Source organism: Echinicola vietnamensis DSM 17526, assembly GCF_000325705.1.
Lineage (GTDB): Bacteria > Bacteroidota > Bacteroidia > Cytophagales > Cyclobacteriaceae > Echinicola > Echinicola vietnamensis.
In genome coordinates this window covers 3,843,292-3,864,301 of sequence record NC_019904.1, presented here as the reverse complement: position 1 = coordinate 3,864,301, position 21,010 = coordinate 3,843,292, and the positions used below count along the sequence as shown (strand labels likewise).

The following is a 21,010-nucleotide window of genomic DNA, read 5'->3' as shown; positions in this document are numbered from 1 at the left end:
AGGACTAACAGAAGGGCATACAGCCCCGAAAAGCTGAACACGGGTCAGTAAAAAAAATCAACCGGGGATATACCGGGGACGCTGCCGGTAGCCTTCCACCTGGATGCCCGCGACCATCAGCACCAGTTCGGGCCAATCCAGCACGCCGTCACCCCTGTCCTCCGGGAGCAGGAAAGTGCCTTTTTCCAATCGTTTGTAATAGACCACGAAACCGCCCTTCTCCCAGTGCAGGAGTTTGATCAGGTTGCGGTGGCGGTTGACAAAGACGAACACTTCCCCGGAGACCGGGTCACGGTCCAGTTCATTGGTGACGATCCCGGAAAGCCCGTTGAACCCTTTGCGCATGTCAACCGGGCTGCGGTACAGGAAATATTGGTGGTGGGAGCCCAGCGAAAACATCAGTACAGCCTGATCAGGTTGGACAACAGCGATAGGTCCTCGGACGGCACCCGCAGCTTTACCCCGTTCGGGTACACCACTTCCACCGCCTCTGCAGGAACACTGCTGCCCTGGGTACGGACCGGTAGAAAACCAGTGGGTTCCCGGACCTGTTCCCCCGCCAGCTTTCGGTACCAATAATTGAACTTGGGATAACCGATCCCCTTTCGCGCACTGAAGGATTTCTGCGTCAGACCGCTGCTCTTGTACTCTTTGACAAGGGCGGCCATTTCTTCTTGTAGGTTCATCACTTTTGCTTTTTCCACAAAGCTATGCGGTCAAAACACGCCATGAAACATGTACTTTATAAGGTGGTTACCATTTACTCGCCATTACCGTGGGTGTCATTACCATTGTTATCTTATGGGCATTCCCCAACAAGAACAATAAATCTCGGAAGTTACTGAGTTGGTCTTTTTTCATTTTGACGAGCAGTTTGGTTTATGTGTCTCTTATCAAAAGTGAATTTATCCTTAAGGTTCCGTTCGCTTATAGTATAGGGAGTGTGGTGTGTTTTTTATTTATGCCCATGGCCTATTTGTATGTAAGAGGGGTACTAAATAAGGTTTACCCCTCCTATAAAGACATTTACCATTTTATACCATTTTTTTTATACCTGTTAAACACCATTCCCTATCTGATATTACCGTTGAATAAGCAAATAAGTCTTTTGCAGGAAAACATCCTGCAAGAAGGGACGGGAGAATTGTCGACCTATGCATTGATTTCAATTCCCACTGAGGTAAACCTCTTCATCTACCATATGGTATTTGGGATCTATTGGCTTTTGCAAGTTTGGGTCATTATCGCTTTTATCAAACATGGTGATGCAGAAGTAAAACAAGAAAACAACCACGCCATAAATTGGCTGTTCTTCTTTTGTAGTCTTCAGTTCCTGTTATTCTACCCGTATTTTTTAGATAGTTATAATCCATTCCAAATGTCAACATATGCCAATTTTTCTGGAATTGGTGGTGCTCTATGTGTTATTTTTAGCGCGGGATATTTGTTCTGTAAACCTGAAATTCTGTATGGTTTTTCCGATGTCCTTACGCCCATTAAGGAAACGACAGTCCATCCCGTGAAAAAGTCTAAGATGGAAAAATCTGGAAACTATTCTTCAAAATTTTTAAGTGAGGCAAGAGTGATTGAACTTGATTCGAAACTTTCAGAACACATCCAAAACAATACCCCATACCTCAATCAGGGATATAATTTGAAGGATTTATCTGATGATCTTAATGTGCCCTTATACATTATCAGTTCCTTTATAAATAAAGAAAAAGGCCTGAATTTCAATGATTTTTTAAACAAATACCGCATTGAATATTGTAAGGAAAAGATCAGAAAAGGTGAATGGAAAAACATCACCCTGGAAGCGCTTGGATATGACTGTGGCTTCTCCAACCGTAATTCCTTTACGTCCGCCTTCAAAAAATGGGTAGGTAAAACGCCTTCTGAGTTTATAAAAGAATACAAATAGTCACTGATTTTCACAACATTATAATTCTTGGCATCAATTACTTTTTATTAGTCAACATTAATTTCACATATTCTTAAATTTAGGTCAATGATGTTTTTTTGAATCGTTCACCAGAATTCGAATTCATCCTGGTTTATACAGACATGACATCGTTAAATAACACTAGTGTTGGATTAGTTTATTTATCTGTTCACCATGCCACATCAATTGACGATTTATGCCACACTTTCATTTGTAGTTGCGATAACCGCAATGATGATTGCAGCAATCCTTTGGTGGTATCCCAATGTAACTCCAGGACAGAAAACACCTAAAAGAATTTTAGCGGTGTCATTTTTAGTCCTTTTTAGCTGGCATACCTTCCAGTTTTTAGATGCCACATATATGGAACAAGGGTACCAATATTTTCATAAGACGATGGTACTACTCAGCATGTCGCTATTTTTGCCATTAACCTATTTATATTTTCATACGCTGGCCTTTTCTTCATTCGGAAAGTCCATTTTGATCCATCTGGTCCTACCTGCCATTATTGGAATTATGGCTATTCATTATGTCCATAATTCTAACGCCATTACTTCTGATCTACCGTATTTACTGGTCCATTTACAAATGATCATCTATTGGATCTTGGAAATAAACCTTGTTATAAAATTAACCTCTATTAGCAAAAAAGGGCTTATCCATATTAATACCCATTGGATACGGTGGACATTAGGTTTTATTACTATCCAGTCATTGTTGTTCTTTCCATATTTTTTGGTCGCTTTAACAGGCATTTCGCTTCCCCCATTGTTGCGACCAGAAATAATAGGGATAATTGCAGGTTTTATGTTAAGCCTTTCGTTATTCTTCCAACCCTTTTTGCTATTTGGTATCAGGGACATAAAATCCAAGGATTTTTCCGACAAGGCTCATTTTAACCTTTTAGCCAAAGGCTTAGAGAAAATGAATGCCAACTTATCAATTGAAGAACAAAGTATTGAACGTTATGTGTCTAAACATCACCCTTATTTAAACAAAGACATCACTCTTGATCATATGGCAGCTCAAATAGGCGTTTCCAATAATTGTATTAAAAGCTATCTAAAAAAGAAGGGCGTAAATTTTGAGGAATATTTAAACTTAAAGCGTATACTTTTTAGCCAAAACATTATCAAAGAAAAGGTATATCATGATATGACATTGGATATGCTCGCCAAGCAAAGTGGATTTATAGATCGAAAGAGCTTTATTTCTTCCTTTAAAAAACATACGGGGTACAGCCCTTCAGATTATATCAAGCATTTTTTTTAGCCCTTACATGACACTGCATGCCAAAATATATAAAAGTTGGCAGGTGTATTTTTTTATGGTAAGTCAAGTGGCCAAATAGTTAGTACCTTAAGGTTTAATATCAAAGGCTGGAAATTTGCGTTCTTAAGAAACGATTAGCCTTTTAACTTTATTTCAAGATGAGAAAGCTATTATTGGTTATTTGCCTTACCCTTCCGCTCAGCAGTTATGCGCAGGAAAGAAAAATCGATTCGGTAGCCGTATTTATTCTGGATCATATGAGTGCGGTCATTGGAGACATGAAATCTTGTAGCTATAACCTTTCCACATCCAATGACATTCCTGCAGCAGAAATCAGCTACTCCAAGGAATACACGGAAAATGAAGTGTTTATGCAAGGGCCTGATAAAATGTTGGTCCACCAAAAGGGGCAACATGGTCACAGAGGCTTTTTTTATAATGGAGAATTCTTCACCCATTATTCATACAGTGAAAATAATTATACCACTGTTCATGCTCCAGACGATATCGTTTCCATGATAGATTCCATCAACCATCAATTTGGAGTGGAATTTCCAGCTGCTGATTTTTTCTACCCGACCTTTACTGATGATTTGCTTACTCATTTTGACACCCTGCTGTATTTGGGGACAAAGTACGTAAATGGCAAAGATTGCTTTCACATTGCTGCCAGCAATGAAAATCAAGATGTCCAAATTTGGATTGCTAATGATGCCATGAACCTGCCCGTAAAGTTTGTAATTGTGAACAAGCAAAAATCACAAGCTCCACAATACGAGGCATCATTTAGTAGTTGGAAGGTCAATCCTGATCTACCTCCGACAATATTTGAATTTGTACCGCCTCCAGGAGCCAGATTGATCGCCATTTTACCAAAACCTCACTAATCCCTTTGATATGAAAAGTCAGCTAAAAAAACTATCCACACTGATCATATGCTGCGGCATCATTGCCATGCTAGGGGTTCCTAATATCGCAGAGGCCCAACGACTCCGTCATGGTGGAGGAACATCCCGAGGATCAAGACCTGCTGCAGCAAGACCTGCAGGAAACAGAACGATCAATGGAGGTGCTCACCGTTCACCCTCCAGACCCACTAACCTCCAACAACGAAATTATTCCAATAACAGAAACCGGACCAATAACAATTTTAGCAATCAAGGAAATAGAAATAACAATGTTCGGACCAATAACAGTCGAAACAACAATACGCGCGTTTCGAATATAAAAAGCAATAACAGGACAGGTAGTAATAACCGGATCAACATCGACAACAGTACCAATATAAATGTAAACAGAAATGTCCGAAGAAATGTCAATCGACGAAGTACAGTAGTCATCCGAAACCCGCGCCCATATCATAGGCCACCTTACCGCTACGGTGGATTCAGCTTTTATTGCTACCACCCCTATTACTACCATCCATTTGTACCTTACTATTGGGGCCCTGTATGGCACCCATGGGGCTTTTTCGTAGCCTCTTTGGCCGCTACTGCGATTGTGATTTCGATTGAGAATGAAAAGTATCATTATGACCAAGGGGTATTTTACCAAGAAAGCAATGGTGGCTATACCGTAGTGGAAGCCCCTTCCGGTGCCACCGTCAAAACCATCCCAGGTGATTCTGAACAAGTCATCATCAATGAAACTACCAACAATTACTATTATGGTGGCACATATTACGAAAAATCAGAAGATGGCTATACGGTCGTCCCCCCGACCTCAGGATCCGTCGTAACCAATCTTCCAGATGGTGCCGAGGAAGTAAAAGTGGGCGACCAAACTTATGTGAAGTATGGGGAGACATATTACCAACCTGTCCAGGTAGAAGGAAAAAACAAATACGAAGTGGCGGATGTACAGGATGCAGATCAATGATGATCTGAAGGTGATAGAGCAGGTTTTTTAACACCTAGTGCTATCTTGATATAAGAAAATTCTCAATTACAAATTATTTCGTATGAAGCGTTTTTTAATTTCAATATGCATTATTTTAGGGGTCTCTATCAGCAGTACCACCTATGCCCAGACATTCACCATGGGCAAAAAGTGCAGGGCATTATTTGATGAAGCGAACGCCCTCTTAAACGAAGAAGCCTATGCTGAAGCTTTGGCAAAGCTGGATGAATTTTCAGGGAACTGCAAAACTAAGGATGCCAAAGAACTAGGAGCTGTAAGCAAAGCAGAAGCCTACAATAACTTGGGGCACTATGAAAAAGCCATCTCCGAGGCTGATAATGCCCTAAAAATCACCAAGGATAAAAGTTTGGCCGCTTACTTCCAAAAAGGCATAGCCCTGCAAAATTTGGGGGATGTGGAAGGATCCAAGCAGGCCCTTTCCAATGTCATCAAGCTGACCGAAATGAACCAGAATACTGGTGAACGTGCCAATAATTACGCCTTAATGGCCAGGATCTATGGCCGCCAACTCAATGAAGAAGATTCCGCGATGTGGTATTTGGATAAAGCCATTGCCTTGGATCCACAACAGTCTGATTTTTTGATCCAAAAAGGAGACCTATATCTCTATTATGATCAATATGAAGATGCTTACGCTGCGTACGATCAGGCTTTGGCCAATGGTCATGACCGTTTGGTGGTGTATCAAAGCAGAACACAAGTAGGCCTAAAAAAAATGGAAAATAAATATGGCACCAACAAAACCCAAGAGCTCCGGAAACAAATGACAGAAGAAGAAAAAAATATGCTCTGTGCAGATATCCAAAAAGCGTTGGACCTAGGATGGAGAGATATGAGTATGGACATGTTTTCGGCAATGATCTGCCAATAAATTCACTATTTAACCACCAACAACCATGATGAAACAACTTGCAATTTTTACCATGATCGCCTTCCTAATGGCCAGTTGCGCCAACTGGAACAATCAGCAAAAAGGAACCGCAATCGGTGCGGCCAGTGGTGCTGCAGTCGGCGCAGCAGTGTCCAAAGGTAGTGTTTGGGGAGTATTGGCCGGTGCGGCCATTGGCGGTACAGCAGGAAACCTGATCGGGAGAAAAATGGATCAGCAGGCAAAAGAACTACAACAAGCCATCCCCACCGCAGAAGTAAACCGGGTGAATGAAGGCATTAACGTTACATTCGATGCTAGTTTGGCCTTTAAAATCAATTCCGCTGCCCTCAGTGATAACTACAAGGAAGATCTCCTTAATGCCATCCCTGTTTTCCAAAAATACCCAGACACCAATATCCTAATTGAAGGGCATACAGATGATACCGGATCGGAAGAATTTAACATGCAGCTTTCACAGAAAAGGGCAAATGCGGTCGCTGCATTCCTTGCCGATAATGGTGTCGACCGATCCAGGTTAACCGAAAAATGGTATGGTGAAAGTCAACCCAAATACCCCAATGACAGCGAAGAAAACCGCATCAAAAACCGTCGTGTGGAAATGGCCATTTACGCCAACGAAGAGATGAAGGAAGAAGCCAAAACAGGAGAATTATAATTCATAAGCCTTTAGAATAGGATGGTTTTGCCCAAATGCATGTAAAATGTACCTCCAACCTTTCTTTTATGTTCTGCCCAATGGAAATAGAAATAAAGAAAAAACTATTCCTTACCGTTACACTTTGCCTTTTATATCATATTGGTCAAGGGCAAGTACTTATTTCCCTGCTGCTGGGAGACAAACTCAATTCGGACAAAATTGAGTTTGGGCTGGATGGGGGCATTGCCTTTACCCACCTCAACGGCCCCAATACTTCCGATATGGCCCATGCCTTACATTTAGGGTTTTATTTTGATTTTTACCTCAAAGAAAGCTTACAACTACATACCGGAGTGATCGTCAAATCCACCATGGGAGCCAAGGGGATCCCCTCCTACTCCTTAGGTGATGAAGAGCTGGATCAAATGCTTTCTACGGCTGACGTACGCAGAAGATTAGGATATTTCAGTATTCCTATATTCCTCAAGTACCGTTTTGGGAACAGTAATTTTTATGTAGAAGCTGGTCCTCAGATTGGGTGGAGGAATAAAGCTTACGATGAATTTTCGGACAGTATATTAGAAAAAAACGACTTATCGTATGAGCATAACATCAAAGGTGAAATTAAAAGGGCGGATATTGGCTTCACGGGAGGATTTGGCTATCGCTTGATGAAAGGGCATGGAATGAACTTGGGACTGCGCTATTATCTTGGCGTCATAGATATCAGCAAATCCATGCCTGATCCACTCTATAACCGTTCATTATACTTGACCGTGGGAATTCCCATTGGAGCTGGTAAGGCAGAAAAAAATAATGTAACTACGGCTTATTGACCCTCAAAATAAACAATCATGAAATGCATTAAAATCGGTATCCTTATTTTATTCTGCTTAGGCATTGTCATTACTTCATCCGCCCAAGGAATGAACCGTTCTGAAAACCCCTATTATAAGCCCTATTTTGACAGTTTAAAAAACATGGAATGGCCCTATAAATTGCCAATTTTAGGGAAGCAAGTATATAAAAGAGGTTACGATATTCCCTATGCTTACGGTGTAAGTGGCATTTATTTCACCCAAACCCAGGAAATCACCATCCAATCTATACTCCTTGGATTTAATGGAAGTAACATGGTGGATTTTAGTGAATTCATCACTTTCGGCCCTACGATAGCAGCCACCAACGCTTATACCTTTAGACCTGACATTTGGGTACTCCCATTTTTAAATGTTTATGGCATGATCGGAGGAGGAACAACCGAAACCAATGTAAGCCTTCTCAAGCCGGTTGGGCTACAGACAGACCAACATTTTAAGGCCAGCTCTTTCGGATTGGGTGCCACCTTATCCGGTGCTGTAGGGCCTTTGTGGATTGCTTGGGACAATAATTACAATTTTGTAGATGTAGATGTAGTGGTAGAGCCGATTCCAGCTTTTAACAGTAGTTTACGTGTCGGCCATTCGATCCTTAACCCGGTAAATCCCGAAAAAGCCCTTTCCGTTTGGGCTGGAGTATTTTTCCAAAATATTTCAAATGATACCCAAGGAAGTATCAGTATTAAAGAAATATTCCCCCAGCTAGGAGAAGGTATTCTGATCGATTATATGTACGAATGGGCCAATGGTCTTCCGCCAGCCCAGCGAATCGTGGCCAATCAAATCATTGGTAAAATAGAAGACATGTCAAATGAAATTGACCCGGGAAATGCCAATGTTGATTATTTATTGGATAAAAAAGTCACTTCACCATTTAACATCATCCTTGGCGCCCAGTATCAATTCAACAAAAACATTATGCTTAGAAGTGAATTAGGTGTTTTTGGGAAAAGGAGTCAATTCCTGTTAAATCTAAATTATAGATTTCCAGGGTTTATAAAAAACCCAAACAAGTAGTCTTAGGCACAGTTTTACTGTAAACATACGTCGTAATTAATCTTATAATTTAAATTAATTCAGTTTTGAAAAAATTATTTACCTTTTTGATCCTTTCACTCATCATAAATGCTGCATTTGCCAGAGAAGTAAGGGATTCACTGATATTTAAAAACGATAACGTCATCGTTGGTGAGATCAAAGCACTGGATAAGGGGGTCGTCACTATTGAAACAGATTATAGTGATAGCGATTTTCAAATCGAATGGCAAGAAGTAAAAGAAGTCTATTCCAAACAAAATTACCTCATTACCTTAATGTCCGGAGAGCGACATAACGGTTCACTTTGGACTTATGATCCTGCACATGTTACCTTACACCTGACTACAGGGGATAGCCTAAAGGTCAGGATTGAGGACATCGTATACTTCAAAACGTATGAAAATGACTTCTGGAGTAGGTTGTCAGCATCTATAGACTTTAGTTACAGCTTCACCAAAGCCAACAACTACACCCAATCCGGAATAAGGAGTTCCTTGGGATATGTGGCTTCAAGTTGGTCGGCTAGTGCTGGATACAACCTCATCCGCTCCAATCAAGATGATGTGGAACCTACCCGTAGGGAAGATGCCAATTTGAACTATAAAAAATTCCTTCCCCATGATTTTTATGTTCCGGCAAACTACGCCTTTCTATCAAACACCGAACAATTGATAGATGTCAGAAGTACTTTTTCTGCCGGTCTCGGTAAATACCTCATCCACACCAATGACTCCTACTTTGGTATAGAAACAGGTATTTCCTACCTAAATGAAGTATATACTAGCGATGATCCCAGTAAGAACAGTATGGAAGCCTACTTTGGGGCTGAACTAAATTTATATGACGTAGGAGACCTTACATTGCTCACCAAGGGAATAGTATTCCCAGGTATCACCGAAGGAGGAAGATGGAGGATTGACTATTCCCTCGATACCAAATATGACCTTCCTTGGGATCTTTACTTTAAAGTGGGCTTTACGCTTAACTTCGATAACCAACCTGTGGAAGGAGCCGGAAAGGCCGATTATGTTCTCCAAACAGGTGTCGGTTGGGAATTGTAAGGCAGATAAAGACATTATCTGAAGTGTACATTGCACCAATGTTGGATCCAGCAACAAAAGCAGGAGCTAGTGCCTTACCCTTGCCAAACCATTCATTTTTATTCGACGACAAATAGCTTCTGATACGCTCATTTTTGATGATCAAAATTGGGTGCATCGTCTCTATCTGTAGCTTATTTTTTTAGGCCAGGAGATGAATTAAGCGATTTACGTGATTTAATATTTTCTCAGGAAATCGCTTTTAACCAAAGGTGTTATATAATTCAAGCAATATAGTGTCAGACCGAGCGCTTGCCTGGCCGGCGGGCAGGGAGTCGAGGTCCAATGTCTAGCCTTCGACTCCGCTCAGGCTGACATCACTTTTAAAAGCGATTTCCCTGAATATGCTTTACCCCACGGTGGTAGTGGTATTAGCTTTATTTACCTTCTCCAATGCTTCATCAGACCAATTGGACAGAAAACGAGCTGTAAACCTTAATCCATTGGAGAATAAGAACTTGTCGATAACTTCCTCCAAAAACTGTTGGTCCACCGTTCCATTTTCATGGTATTTCAAGGCCTTTACGCTATGGAAAAACAAATGGTATTTATCAGCTAAGGGCAAATATTTCTGAAGCGATGAAGATAGATCTCCTAGCTTCGTCACATCCTCAAATCCATTGATCGGATTGATCAAGCCGTCAAAATCAGATCCAATGCAGATATGATCCCAAGGAGAGCTTTCCTCTAGCCATGGTAATTTTTCATACCCCAGCTTTACGGCATGTACGATATGAAGGCACAGTAACATCACATGACGCTCCTCCTTGGAAGGAATCAAGTTCAATGTATCGAAAAAGCCTTCTTCTCCCGGCAATTTCCCCTCTTTATAAAGTTTTTTAAACTCATGGTACGACACCTGTTCCTTTTCGTAATACTTATCCCTTATGGAATCAAAAGCAGGGTTGGATGCCCCCAATATCCGTTGGTCTAAGCTGATCCCCATCATGCCTCCTGAAGCCATGATCTCAATGATTTCTTCATCGAAGAGGTTGATGGTCCAAGGATTGGCGTACAGCCCTTTGTTCAACTTATCATTCGTACGGCCGATCTTTCTATTTTCCGGGGCTATGGTGACCGTTTTGCCGGCCACTGTTTCCGATACATCAGCTCTATAGGTTTGACGGTTGAGATAATCATCGATGGAGGTAAACGTAAATCCGGTGTGACTGGAAAGGATGGGCAACCGGTCTACCATCGGTGCTTCATCTGCCAATTGGTCCTTAAACCGATAATACTCCAATCGCGTATACAGACTCATGTGCTTGACATCAATGAGCACTGATCTGCTAGGATGTAACAAACACTGACGAATCAGTTTTTTCCCAATCTCCGTCAACCCCAATCCTACAGTAGGTAGAAAATGATCACTCCTAAAGGCAATTTGGGAAAGCTTGTTGACGCCTTGGGCAAATCCTCCAAGCCGTTGTTCCGGAATATCGCTCAGATGGCACAGGTTTATGGCCATAAAGTCCACATCATCCATTTCCTGCAAGGTCTTCATTTGATGATGCGGATAAGCTGAAAGGATGCACTCTTCGTTTCCCGCAGGAACATCGGAAAGGTTATGGCCACCCTCTATTGCTAAGGTAAACCGCCGCTTATTTCCCTTGGTGAGCAATGCTTCTATTTCATGAATCCCTTTTCCTTTAAAGTCCTTTCGCTTTAAAAACTGGATGTTATATGGCTCTTTTGAAAGCTTGTCAAAACTCTTTTGATGCTGATCTACAAGCTCCAGAAAATCCTGCCAATAGGTGGTTTGATGGGACTTAATACGGTTAAAAATCCGGTCATTGATGGGAAGAACAAAAGAAAAATCCTTGTCACAAATATGTAAGATCCTTTCTGCAAAGGCATATTCAATACTGCTCAGGGAGACCACCCCTAAATAGAGCTGACTCTCCTTAACCTGCGCGGGGGAAGATTGACTGTCAAATGAACCGCCCACCAGGTCGTTTAGCACTTTTGCAACCCCGGTAGTATTAAAATTCTTGCTAAAATCCAGTTTTAATTTCGGGTCTGCGATATAATGCTTAAACAATAAATGAAAATGGAAATCAAATATCTTTTGCATGGCTTATTTCTTTAATTCAGATTCAATTTTTTGGTGCACTTTGGAAAAGAGCTCTAAAAGTGTTTCCTGGGATACATCATCGCCTGATTCTAGGGAAGTGGTGCTTTCATTTATCAAGGTTCTTTCCAGCATCTTTGCGTAATCGGAAAGTTCCCTGCTATCCGGAGCATAAGCCTCCTGCCCTCCCCTCGGAATACCAAAAGCCCAACCATGGATTTTATTCCAAAGGGTCTTGGCCATCTCGCCATAGGCTTGGGTAACTTCCCCTAACCTTCCCTGATCTGTATTTTTGTAGGCATATTCTAATTGAACAGGCGCCACGGGGGGTGTTTTGAGCAATTTCTCCACGTCCAATATCCCATGCCCAAAGCCCACTCTTGGGAGGCGGTTTTTTCTTCTGGCAGAAACATCCACAGCCTTCCTAAAAGCTTCTACTTTTCGCCAACCTGCATATTCTCCATTGCTTAAGGTATCGTCATACTTGGCCAACCAAAGGGCGGCTGCAGCAGCCACATGAGGCGTGGCATAGCTCGTACCATTTCCGTAGGCAAACGATTCACCAGGTGTGCCATTGCTTTCAGGCTCCAAAAAGATCGGAACGTACACATCTTCTCCCGGCGCGGTGATGTCCACCGTGCTGCCACGACTAGAACCTTTCCATTCTTCATCCATAGGATTGGATGCAGCTACGGCGATAGTGCCTGGGTAAACTGCCGGAGCCACTACGACCTGTACCACATTACCTGCAGCACAACACCAGATCACCCCTGCATCATAGGCTTTCTTGGCCATGGCTGCCGTGGCCATGGTAGGCGGAAGTCCAAGGCTCATCGAAATAATGGGGTAACGCTGGGAAATACACAGATCCAATGCATCGGCCAATTCCTGCTGCCGGCGAATCAAAATGACACTTTTACAAATCCTGTAAGGAACCAGCTGAAACCCAAACTGTGAAAGCAAACCGCTATTACCATTTTTTTCGATCAACGTCACCTCATTGCCTATCAGTAAACTCCCCGTTCGAGTGGCATGTCCTGGATGCTTTAATATTCCTGCGGTAAAGCTATCTGTAGCATCATCATCCTGATCCACAAAATCCATATCCAAGTCCTTGTCAAATCCTCCCTGGACCTTTGCATGATCCGTAAATCCCGTATCAAATTGGATAATCCTAATTCCCTTATCCACTGGAGAAACGACCTGCTTATCTGCAAGGACTGAATCAAAAGCAGTCGCATACCAATTCCACTTACGGTGATACTGCGGCGTTTTATCCTGAACATAGATGCTTTGCCGTTCGTGACGGTATTTTTTTAAAAACTCATCCTCATTAAACTTTCCATAACCATCCTCTACCATTCCTTCATAGATGGAATGATCAGGATCTTTTTGATCCTTTCCTGTGTTAAGGTGGAGAGGCACATCTGTTTCTACATTGATAATTCCAGGAATCGTTGATAGATTTCTGGCCTCATCTTCAATATTCCCCACCACTGGAGCACTTAGACTAAACAGCTCCACCCTGTCCACAGCCGCAAAAGAAGGCATGGATAACTTAATTAGTGGAGTTTCTCCATATCGTGCTTTTAAGATTTCTGCAATCGTCCCCAACACTTTTGGGTTATTGATTGCAGTAAAAATATAGTCTTGTCGTGATGTTGGAGATGATTTCATGGCTATTTTGGGCTTTTGTTCCTTCTCTGGATTAACGGGAATGGGGGCTTTATTAAAACTAGCTTCTCTATTATCCCTGCCATCATTGATTTCGCCTTGGGTCTGTGTCGTTTTGTGTAAAAGCCTTTCTTTTACCGCTTGCATACCTGGAGGAAGGGCTGAATCTTTCAAGGCATTAATTATCCTGCTGATTTTGATGCCCTCATTTCCGATCCAATCAATTTCCTCGTCTGGGGTGCTGGCAGTGGCAATAGCTCCTGAGCGTGTAAGAATCCTGTTTTGACTGTCGGTTCTCGGGAGACCAGCATGATGAAGAGCGATAATCTCACCAGTTCCCAATGCCACGACCATCGATCCAGAAGATCCCGGCAGGGTATCACTCTCATACACAATCCTGGTCCTGGTCTCTGAAAAAAATGCAGTGTTTTTAAGCACAATTTTTTTGGGCATTCCCCTGGGGTGTTGGATAATGACACAGGATTCCCCTTTGATAATCTTTCCCCTGACACCATCCAAATAAATCGGCTTTACGGTCGACAGCGGGACATTTTCTTGGCTGCCTTCGGAGACAGCAATCATCGTAAAATCCAAACCCGAATAGGGAACTTCTGGATTTGCAGTATAGGATGATGTTAGAAAAAACTTGTCTGGATCAAGCGAAAAGGAAAAACTCTTTTTGATATTTTTATTGCTGTCCAACTCATAATTAAATTCGGCCATCATGCCTTGTGCATTTTCAGGCCGATCAATGACATGGTTATTGGTCATGATAACATTTTCGGAAATCAAAAAGCCGGTACCGATGGGGCGACCATGCTGGGTGATCCTACAGACGGCCTTGGATAAGGTAGAAAGCATTTCCAATATATAACTATCCTGAAAATCCACTCCCCCATTTATCCGCTCCATGATAATGGGCATCTCTCCCTCCTCACGGGCCATGCGAAGCTTGACCCTTTCCAAGTCATCTTCAAGGCTTAAGAGAGGGATCTCTTTGGCTTTCACACGTTGTAACTTCTTGGCCGCTTCTTCAAAAACCGGCTGAACTTTCCCATAACGGTTAGCAACATACTCCATTAAACTCCACCGGGTTACCATATAGACACATTTTAGTTGTAAAATTTGTTAAGCAGGAATGACCACTGTCAAGCCGTAAGATTCTCGTCTGGAAAGATGAAGGCCATCATGAAAGATTAAGCAGACCATTCGCCCTGAAATAAAAGTGTGGTGTTAAACATGTGTTGATATCTACCTAATTTACAAGATTTTAACCTCTTAAAAAATACCAATAACACGGTATTTTATTCATTTTATCTTATTTTTAGACTTATTATCGGTAACTATTGAAAGATTTTGATCGGGTAAGTGAGATTTTCTAGCATTCCATGGGATTAACCGTTCAAAAAATATGGTCTAATCTCTCTTGACCACTTGAAAGGAACATTTAAAATAATTCCAAAATTTATATAATCGATTAAAATTTGGTACAGGCTTTGTACATGCATTAATAAATTAATCTAAACACTAATCTTTAACTATTGAAACGATGAAAAAGGTATTAGCATTATTCGCAGTAGCAGGAATGCTTTCACTATATTCCTGTGGTAATGACAAAAGTGATAACGCAGAAGACAAAATGGAAGAAGCTGGCGATGCCGTGGAAAACACCATGGAAGATGCCGGTGAAGCTGTAGATGACGCGGCTGAAGACGTAGAGAAAAAAGCTGAAGAAATCGAAGAAGAAGTAAATAATTAAGTTCAATCTTTTGTTGATTAAAATCATGAAGATGCCAAGTTTTTGGCATCTTTTTTTATTTTTAAGGGATATACCTTTGTCGCCGCAAGTAACTATCAATGAATATATTAAACCATTTATTTTTCACCACTAACAGTTAATATCAGTATTGTTTCCATTTATAAATTCTTAACCAAAACTAATTTACATGTACTCTTCTACGCTACTCCAAAAAGTTGCCTACATGATAGGTATCGCAGGACTTGCCATTCCCTTACTCTGGATCGGAATATTCAAATTTACCCCTACCGAAGCTGCCACCATCAAGCCCCTTGTGGAAAATCATTTCGCCATGGGATGGCTTTACCACTTTTGTTCAGTTCAAATGGTCTCCAACGTCATTGGAGCATCAGAAATTGCAGTCGGAATAGGTCTAATATTATCCTTTTGGACAAAAAAAATAGGGAAATATGCTGGTATAGCATCTACAATTATTTTTCTAACCACCATTTCATTCTTATTTACGACACCCGGTGAATGGAGGACAGTGGATGGAATACCTGTTACGGACTTTTTTATCATTAAAGACATCGGTCTACTCGCCTTATCGGTATGGGTATGGAGCAAAAATGCGTAAAATGAGGTCAATGGTAAAAATCGAGTCCCACTCCGATTCCTTTAACCAGGCCAGGATTTTATTACCATCCTGCGAATGCTTACAAGAAGATTTACTGGAGCATTTAGAGAATGTCTCTCGTAGATTAGATGGGCGCACTGGTGGCAGGATCAACAAGCTCTGTAACCCAAGACTTGGAGGAGAATCCGCTTCATAGCCAAGGACAATAGCAAGGTAGACGTTAAACGGATAAAAGGCATGAGCGCAGACTTAAAACGCCTTCAGCATCCTATCTGTGTTTATCCATGTTCATCCGTGGCCAAATAGAGGATCGAACAATATCTTTGGGTACAGCTTCCCGAAAAGGAAAGCATTTCGACTTTGGACTGGACAAATGCATACAAAATCATCCTGAAGCATTTAGAGAAGTCTCTCGTAGATAAGATGGGCGCACTGATGGCAGGATCAAAAAGCTCTGTAATCCAAGCCTTGGAGGAGAATCCGCTTCATAGCCAAGGGCAATAGCAAGGTAGACGTTAAACGGATAAAAGGCATGAGCGCAGACTTAAAACGCCTTCAGCATCCTATCTGTGTTTATCCATGTTCATCCGTGGCCAAATAGAGGATCGAACAATATCTTTGGGTACAGCTTCCCGAAAAGGAAAGCATTTCGACTTTGGACTGGACAAATGCATACAAGATCATCCTGAAGCATTTAGAGAAGTCTCTCGTAGATAAGATGGGCGCACTGATGGCAGGATCAACAAGCTCTGTAACCCAAGACTTGGAGGAGAATCCGCTTCATAGCCAAGGACAATAGCAAGGTAGACGTTAAACGAATAAAAGGCATGAGCGCAGACTTAAAACGCCTTCAGCATCCTATCTATGTTTATCCATGTTCATTCGTGGCCAAATAGAGGATCGAGCCGAAAAGCCGGGGGCATTTTACAACATAATGAAAATTGGCCGTTCCCCCAGGGCAAACACTTTTGAACTGTTAGTAAAGAGATGTCAGCCTGAATTAAAGAATTTCAAGGGGCTAAAAGCGATTTCCATGATGGCTTTCAAGTGTGGCAAATGCATTTAGTACTAATTTCGTGTAAAGGAGCTATCATCCGTGCCGCTGGCACTCCTTCGGGAGGTTGAGGAGCCCTTAAGTTCCTGCGGATGAATCCGCAGGTTACGAAATTTATCGTGCCGCTGGCACTTTGCCCCGATTTGTACATTGGAAACCGCAGTAGCCTATGGTGCCGAATGGCGGGATAGCCTGAAAGAATGATTTGTTGATTTGGATCGTACAAGCCGTCGCAGCTATCTGCTCATGCATAATGGTTGGCTTGGCTGAGGTTAAACCCTGAATATGCGCTAGCAACTGAGCATCCTGCCTAATCCGCCTTTGGCGGAGGGTCATACAGAAGGTGCAGGTGACAACCTGCACCAAAATGATTACACACAAATGGGTAAGTTCCGTAGGAACGGCAGATATAAATGCAAATAGGAACATATTTTTTAAAGGCGTTTGCCCTGTGGAGGAAAACCATGGTTTTAACGGCATGAAATTTTCTTTTATAAGACCATGTCAACATTCGTCCCCCAAGAAATATGCTTGGTCCATAAAAGGGATGAGCACAGATTTAAAAGGCCTTTATCATCCTATCTGTGTTTATCCATGTTCATCCGTGGCCAAATAGAAACCAAAGGAGGCAAAGAATAGATTTAGCCATCAAAATAGGCTCCCGCCTTTCGTTTACACTTGGTCCTTTAATTATACTACCGATAAATGTTTTTACCATTATAAAAATAAAAACCCTCTAAACATGACATTTAGAGGGTTTTGGTTCTTTTGAAATAAATCCAGTCGTCCTCCCGGGACAATTTTCGAACCATTTTTTGGAAGATTTAAAATTATTAGCCTCGAAAAACGATGCGTAAGTAATTAAAAATCAACCACTTATATTGAATTTATTTTTCTTCGTATACAATCAGAAAGAGAAAGATTCGTCTTGGTTCGAACTAACCGGTGCAAAAGTATGAAGAAAATATCGAGAAGCAAGGAGACACCGCTGTTTTTTATCATTTTTATTTTGACAGGCTAAATTTACGCTTCCTTTCAACAAGAGATGTAAAGCTCCAATTATGAGGTTGCAGCAAAAAAAAAAATCTCCCAACTTGGGTAGAACTTGGGGAAATATTGTGCTCAAAATCATAAAGTTTGTACTTCATTTGGGAATACTTGTCTCTAAAAAGCCTGTAGCCCCATAAAATTGGCGGATATGAAACACGCTCTACAAAACATCATTTTGGAGATACACCAAAAGGAAGACAAGATTTCATCGCAAGGCAAAACATTGATTGATGAGGCCTACGAAATGACACTGTATCTCCAAGACCTACTATTCTCGGCTAAAGGACACATTATCGAGAATGGCTTCTGCAACGATGCTGAAGAAATCAACTTCTTCCGAACGATAAAACCGCAGATACTCGGTAAACTAATCTACTACAACAAGGTTTACCGCATTGAAACAGCCTGCCCCGTGGACAACGGGAAAATGTATTATGGATATTTTTCAACGCAGTTGGCCAACCTAAAACGGGAATACATGGCACATGTCTGTAATACCGATTTTTACCGTTATTACCGCTCAGGACGAACGGATCGTGACGACACCTATTTTAAGCGTGGAAATATCAATTACCACGATGGACTTAACAGTATAGTGTTCGAGATAGATCCGTTATTCTCAACTTTTTTTGATTACAAGATCGCAAGGATCATTGCCAATGAATTGCTTTATTCCTACCTGCTGACCAAAATCAATCCTGAAGAAAACCCGGACACCATATTGCAGAAGCCGGAAAGTTCCAATGACGTTTTCTGGACAGACAGCAAAAACGCGCTCATTGAATTGGTTTATGCACTTCACGCTTCCGGTGTTATTTCACATGGTAAGATCGGCATCCGAAAAATAAGCCTGATGTTCCAGATACTTTTCCGTATTCCTCTCGGAGACCTGCATCACGCTTTTCACCGGATGAAAACCCGGGCTGGTTCGAGAACCGCATTTCTGGATCAGTTGAAATTATCTCTCGAAGAATACATGGATAAAGATCTTTGACAGCATCCAAAAGGTCAAGTTCAAGGCAGTGCATTTTATGTGCTGCTTTCTTTTTGCCCATATCCGCCAATTGGTAAAATCTCTGTTCCGTTCTCCAACGATATACTCTACAAGAATTAACCCATTGTTTTTCAGCTAATTCTCATTACTGCTAAAATTTAAAAAAACAGCTAAACCAATTGGCTAGCCTTGGCAGACAAACCCTTCCACACTCCTGAATTTTGTAATGAAACAAAAACGGAGTCCTTATGAATATTGATAAAATGGAATTTACGGCATGGATGGAACGCATTATGGGGCGCTTTGACATACTTAGCGACCATTTAGAGGATGTGCAGAAAAAACGCAACTGCATAGATGGTGAGGAGTTGCTCGACAATCAGGATCTGCTCCAGATGCTAAAAATAAGTAACCGTTCCCTGCAACGCTACCGCTCCATCGGCAAGTTGCCCTATTACACCATAAGTGGAAAATTGTATTACAAGCTCTCCGACGTCCATCGCTTCATCCGTGAGAGTTTCAGGGCTCCGGTCCCCAAAACGAACGCCAACAAGTGACAAACACTGCCAGTGGATGCCAATTGAAGCAAAACGATGAGTACGTCTTTTACTTTCGGCACTGAACTTTAAAATTTTCAAGCGATGAGTGAGCAAACGTTAGATAAACCACAAGTACCGGAACAACTCTCGGACATATTGCTGGTACTGGATAAGGAGAAAAAGAAAATCCAGGCTGTAAAAAGCATTGACAAAAATGGGAAAATGGAAACGGTTGATCCTACAAGGAAAAACCAGAACCAGTTTATGCGGGTGGACAGACATGGCGATTTCTTTTCCAACTTCTTCTCCAACTTTTTCAGCCAGTTGAAGAACCCCACCAACTTCTCTTTTTTCAAAGTTCCCTCACCTATTGCCATTGATACGGCGGATAAAATGCAAAAGCAGGTAAGCAGTCCAACTCCTGAAGGCGAACACCTACTAAAACAGCACGAGATCAAACCGGAAATAAAAGAGAAACAAAAACAAGAAAATCAAAATGATATGGAAACGACACAGAAAACCCCGGAAACCAGCGAATACCGCTACAAGCTGGAACAGATTGATTGGGAAACCATGAACAATCTTGGATTAGGTAAGGAGCGCCTTGAAAAAATGAACCTCCTTGAACCTTTACTGAAAGGCTATAAGACCAACGAACTTGTACCGGTAAGCCTAAACCTTGGTACTGCGGTAACCCGAATGGACGCCCGCTTATCCCTGCAACCCAATGATGACGGACAGGTGGTGGTTGCCATTCACGGCATCCGTAAAGAGCCAAACCTGAACTTTGAGTTTTTCGGCCATAAGTTTACCGATGAGGACAAGAAAAATCTACTCGAATCAGGAAATATGGGACGTGTGGTTAACCTGACCAATCCCAAAACAGGCGAAACACTTCCGTCCATTGTCAGCGTAGACAGGCTGACCAATGAACTGGTCGCATTACGGACGGATTTTATCAGAATCCCGGATGAGATCAAAGGGGTAAAACTGGGCGATGCGCAAAAACAAGCCTTAATGGAAGGTAAACCGCTTTATCTGGAAGGTATGATTTCCAGGAAAGGAACCGAGTTTGCGGCTATGGTTCAGTTCAACGCGGACAAACGCTATGTGGAGTTTCTTTTTGACAGGAACAATTCCAATCGGCAAACACAGAGCAATGTTCAAAACAATCAGCAAAACCAGCCGCAGGAAGCTCCACGAACATTCCGGGGCAAGGAACTGGACGAAGAGCAATACAATAAGTTCAAAGCCGGTCAAACGGTGTACGTAGATGGCCTGATGGATAAAAAGGGGCAAAAATATCAGGGATATATCACGCTGAATCAGGAAACAGGCAGAACGGAATTTTCTTTCCGAAATCCTGATAAGCTCAAAGAGCAGGCAAAACCTACCGAACCCCACAAAACCCAAACAGCAGTCAACTCAGAGGGAAAAACCAACGAAGCTACCAAGAATATCAAAGAGCCTTTGAAGACAGCGCAACAAACCCCGAAAGACAAAAAACAGCAGCAACAACAGGAAAAACCCAAAACACCTGCAAAGGCCAGAAGCAGAAAAATGTAGTAAAG

General features: G+C 41.8%; 18 protein-coding genes. 14 read left to right on the top strand and 4 right to left on the bottom strand.

Annotated elements, in window-relative coordinates:
- Window positions 1–57 precede the first annotated feature (57 nt).
- On the bottom strand, window positions 58–399 hold the full coding sequence (tnpB, locus tag ECHVI_RS15880) for an IS66 family insertion sequence element accessory protein TnpB (RefSeq protein ID WP_015267031.1): 342 nt from the start codon (window positions 397–399) through the stop codon (window positions 58–60).
- Complete coding sequence (tnpA, locus tag ECHVI_RS15875) at window positions 399–704, bottom strand: IS66 family insertion sequence element accessory protein TnpA (RefSeq protein ID WP_041738757.1); 306 nt, start codon at window positions 702–704, stop codon at window positions 399–401. Before tnpA ends, tnpB begins: the two co-directional genes overlap by 1 nt.
- Window positions 705–1,087: 383 nt before the next feature.
- On the opposite strand from tnpA, the gene ECHVI_RS15870 reads away from it, so the two are divergent.
- From ECHVI_RS15870 to ECHVI_RS15830, 9 genes are all read left to right on the top strand, one after another.
- On the top strand, window positions 1,088–1,921 hold the full coding sequence (locus ECHVI_RS15870; protein ID WP_157501474.1) for a helix-turn-helix domain-containing protein: 834 nt from the start codon (window positions 1,088–1,090) through the stop codon (window positions 1,919–1,921).
- A 195-nt stretch (window positions 1,922–2,116) separates the two neighbouring features.
- Window positions 2,117–3,217: a helix-turn-helix domain-containing protein gene (locus tag ECHVI_RS15865; RefSeq protein WP_083891981.1), complete on the top strand. Its 1,101-nt coding sequence runs from the start codon at window positions 2,117–2,119 to the stop codon at window positions 3,215–3,217.
- Window positions 3,218–3,375: 158 nt separating this feature from the next.
- Window positions 3,376–4,104 carry a DUF2092 domain-containing protein gene (locus ECHVI_RS15860; RefSeq protein WP_015267027.1) on the top strand — a complete coding sequence of 243 codons (729 nt, stop codon included), beginning with the start codon at window positions 3,376–3,378 and terminating at the stop codon, window positions 4,102–4,104.
- A 10-nt stretch (window positions 4,105–4,114) separates the two neighbouring features.
- Window positions 4,115–5,095, top strand: coding sequence for a DUF6515 family protein (locus ECHVI_RS15855; protein WP_015267026.1), 981 nt, complete (start codon window positions 4,115–4,117; stop codon window positions 5,093–5,095).
- 82 nt (window positions 5,096–5,177) lie between these two features.
- Complete coding sequence (locus ECHVI_RS15850; RefSeq protein WP_015267025.1) at window positions 5,178–6,008, top strand: tetratricopeptide repeat protein; 831 nt, start codon at window positions 5,178–5,180, stop codon at window positions 6,006–6,008.
- Between the two features lie 25 nt (window positions 6,009–6,033).
- Window positions 6,034–6,684 (top strand): YiaD family glycine zipper/OmpA-like lipoprotein, encoded by a 651-nt coding sequence (locus tag ECHVI_RS15845; RefSeq protein WP_015267024.1) that lies wholly within the window; start codon window positions 6,034–6,036, stop codon window positions 6,682–6,684.
- Between the two features lie 80 nt (window positions 6,685–6,764).
- Entirely contained in the window at window positions 6,765–7,502 is a 738-nt protein-coding gene (locus ECHVI_RS15840) for a porin family protein (protein WP_015267023.1), read from the top strand.
- Between the two features lie 18 nt (window positions 7,503–7,520).
- Window positions 7,521–8,561 carry a hypothetical protein gene (locus tag ECHVI_RS15835; protein WP_015267022.1) on the top strand — a complete coding sequence of 347 codons (1,041 nt, stop codon included), beginning with the start codon at window positions 7,521–7,523 and terminating at the stop codon, window positions 8,559–8,561.
- A gap of 65 nt (window positions 8,562–8,626) precedes the next feature.
- Window positions 8,627–9,643, top strand: a complete 1,017-nt coding sequence (locus ECHVI_RS15830; RefSeq protein WP_015267021.1) for a DUF481 domain-containing protein — start codon at window positions 8,627–8,629, stop codon at window positions 9,641–9,643.
- Between the two features lie 388 nt (window positions 9,644–10,031).
- Here ECHVI_RS15830 and ECHVI_RS15825 read toward each other — a convergent pair whose 3' ends face one another.
- Together ECHVI_RS15825 and ECHVI_RS15820 are read right to left on the bottom strand one after the other, a co-directional pair.
- Window positions 10,032–11,756: a membrane dipeptidase gene (locus ECHVI_RS15825; RefSeq protein WP_015267020.1), complete on the bottom strand. Its 1,725-nt coding sequence runs from the start codon at window positions 11,754–11,756 to the stop codon at window positions 10,032–10,034.
- 3 nt (window positions 11,757–11,759) lie between these two features.
- On the bottom strand, window positions 11,760–14,507 hold the full coding sequence (locus tag ECHVI_RS15820) for a S8 family serine peptidase (protein WP_169316422.1): 2,748 nt from the start codon (window positions 14,505–14,507) through the stop codon (window positions 11,760–11,762).
- 469 nt (window positions 14,508–14,976) lie between these two features.
- On the opposite strand from ECHVI_RS15820, the gene ECHVI_RS15815 reads away from it, so the two are divergent.
- The 5 genes from ECHVI_RS15815 (at window position 14,977) to ECHVI_RS15785 (ending at window position 21,005) form a co-directional block, all read left to right on the top strand.
- Entirely contained in the window at window positions 14,977–15,186 is a 210-nt protein-coding gene (locus ECHVI_RS15815) for a hypothetical protein (RefSeq protein WP_015267018.1), read from the top strand.
- Window positions 15,187–15,373: 187 nt separating this feature from the next.
- On the top strand, window positions 15,374–15,802 hold the full coding sequence (locus ECHVI_RS15810) for a DUF417 family protein (RefSeq protein ID WP_015267017.1): 429 nt from the start codon (window positions 15,374–15,376) through the stop codon (window positions 15,800–15,802).
- A 2,252-nt stretch (window positions 15,803–18,054) separates the two neighbouring features.
- Window positions 18,055–18,900, top strand: a complete 846-nt coding sequence (locus ECHVI_RS15795; RefSeq protein ID WP_015267014.1) for an RteC domain-containing protein — start codon at window positions 18,055–18,057, stop codon at window positions 18,898–18,900.
- 248 nt (window positions 18,901–19,148) lie between these two features.
- On the top strand, window positions 19,149–19,457 hold the full coding sequence (locus ECHVI_RS15790) for a helix-turn-helix domain-containing protein (RefSeq protein WP_015267013.1): 309 nt from the start codon (window positions 19,149–19,151) through the stop codon (window positions 19,455–19,457).
- A gap of 84 nt (window positions 19,458–19,541) precedes the next feature.
- Window positions 19,542–21,005 (top strand): DUF3945 domain-containing protein, encoded by a 1,464-nt coding sequence (locus ECHVI_RS15785; RefSeq protein WP_015267012.1) that lies wholly within the window; start codon window positions 19,542–19,544, stop codon window positions 21,003–21,005.
- Window positions 21,006–21,010 lie beyond the last annotated feature (5 nt).

What these genes read in the sequence shown, in the direction of transcription:
- tnpB (WP_015267031.1), bottom strand. Translation starts at nt 399, where the DNA reads ATGTTTTCGCTGGGCTCCCACCACCAATATTTCCTGTACCGCAGCCCG.
- ECHVI_RS15865 (WP_083891981.1), top strand. Translation starts at nt 2,117, where the DNA reads ATGCCACATCAATTGACGATTTATGCCACACTTTCATTTGTAGTTGCG.
- ECHVI_RS15860 (WP_015267027.1), top strand. Translation starts at nt 3,376, where the DNA reads ATGAGAAAGCTATTATTGGTTATTTGCCTTACCCTTCCGCTCAGCAGT.
- ECHVI_RS15855 (WP_015267026.1), top strand. Translation starts at nt 4,115, where the DNA reads ATGAAAAGTCAGCTAAAAAAACTATCCACACTGATCATATGCTGCGGC.
- ECHVI_RS15850 (WP_015267025.1), top strand. Translation starts at nt 5,178, where the DNA reads ATGAAGCGTTTTTTAATTTCAATATGCATTATTTTAGGGGTCTCTATC.
- ECHVI_RS15845 (WP_015267024.1), top strand. Translation starts at nt 6,034, where the DNA reads ATGATGAAACAACTTGCAATTTTTACCATGATCGCCTTCCTAATGGCC.
- ECHVI_RS15840 (WP_015267023.1), top strand. Translation starts at nt 6,765, where the DNA reads ATGGAAATAGAAATAAAGAAAAAACTATTCCTTACCGTTACACTTTGC.
- ECHVI_RS15835 (WP_015267022.1), top strand. Translation starts at nt 7,521, where the DNA reads ATGAAATGCATTAAAATCGGTATCCTTATTTTATTCTGCTTAGGCATT.
- ECHVI_RS15825 (WP_015267020.1), bottom strand. Translation starts at nt 11,756, where the DNA reads ATGCAAAAGATATTTGATTTCCATTTTCATTTATTGTTTAAGCATTAT.
- ECHVI_RS15820 (WP_169316422.1), bottom strand. Translation starts at nt 14,507, where the DNA reads ATGGAGTATGTTGCTAACCGTTATGGGAAAGTTCAGCCGGTTTTTGAA.
- ECHVI_RS15815 (WP_015267018.1), top strand. Translation starts at nt 14,977, where the DNA reads ATGAAAAAGGTATTAGCATTATTCGCAGTAGCAGGAATGCTTTCACTA.
- ECHVI_RS15810 (WP_015267017.1), top strand. Translation starts at nt 15,374, where the DNA reads ATGTACTCTTCTACGCTACTCCAAAAAGTTGCCTACATGATAGGTATC.
- ECHVI_RS15795 (WP_015267014.1), top strand. Translation starts at nt 18,055, where the DNA reads ATGAAACACGCTCTACAAAACATCATTTTGGAGATACACCAAAAGGAA.
- ECHVI_RS15790 (WP_015267013.1), top strand. Translation starts at nt 19,149, where the DNA reads ATGAATATTGATAAAATGGAATTTACGGCATGGATGGAACGCATTATG.
- ECHVI_RS15785 (WP_015267012.1), top strand. Translation starts at nt 19,542, where the DNA reads ATGAGTGAGCAAACGTTAGATAAACCACAAGTACCGGAACAACTCTCG.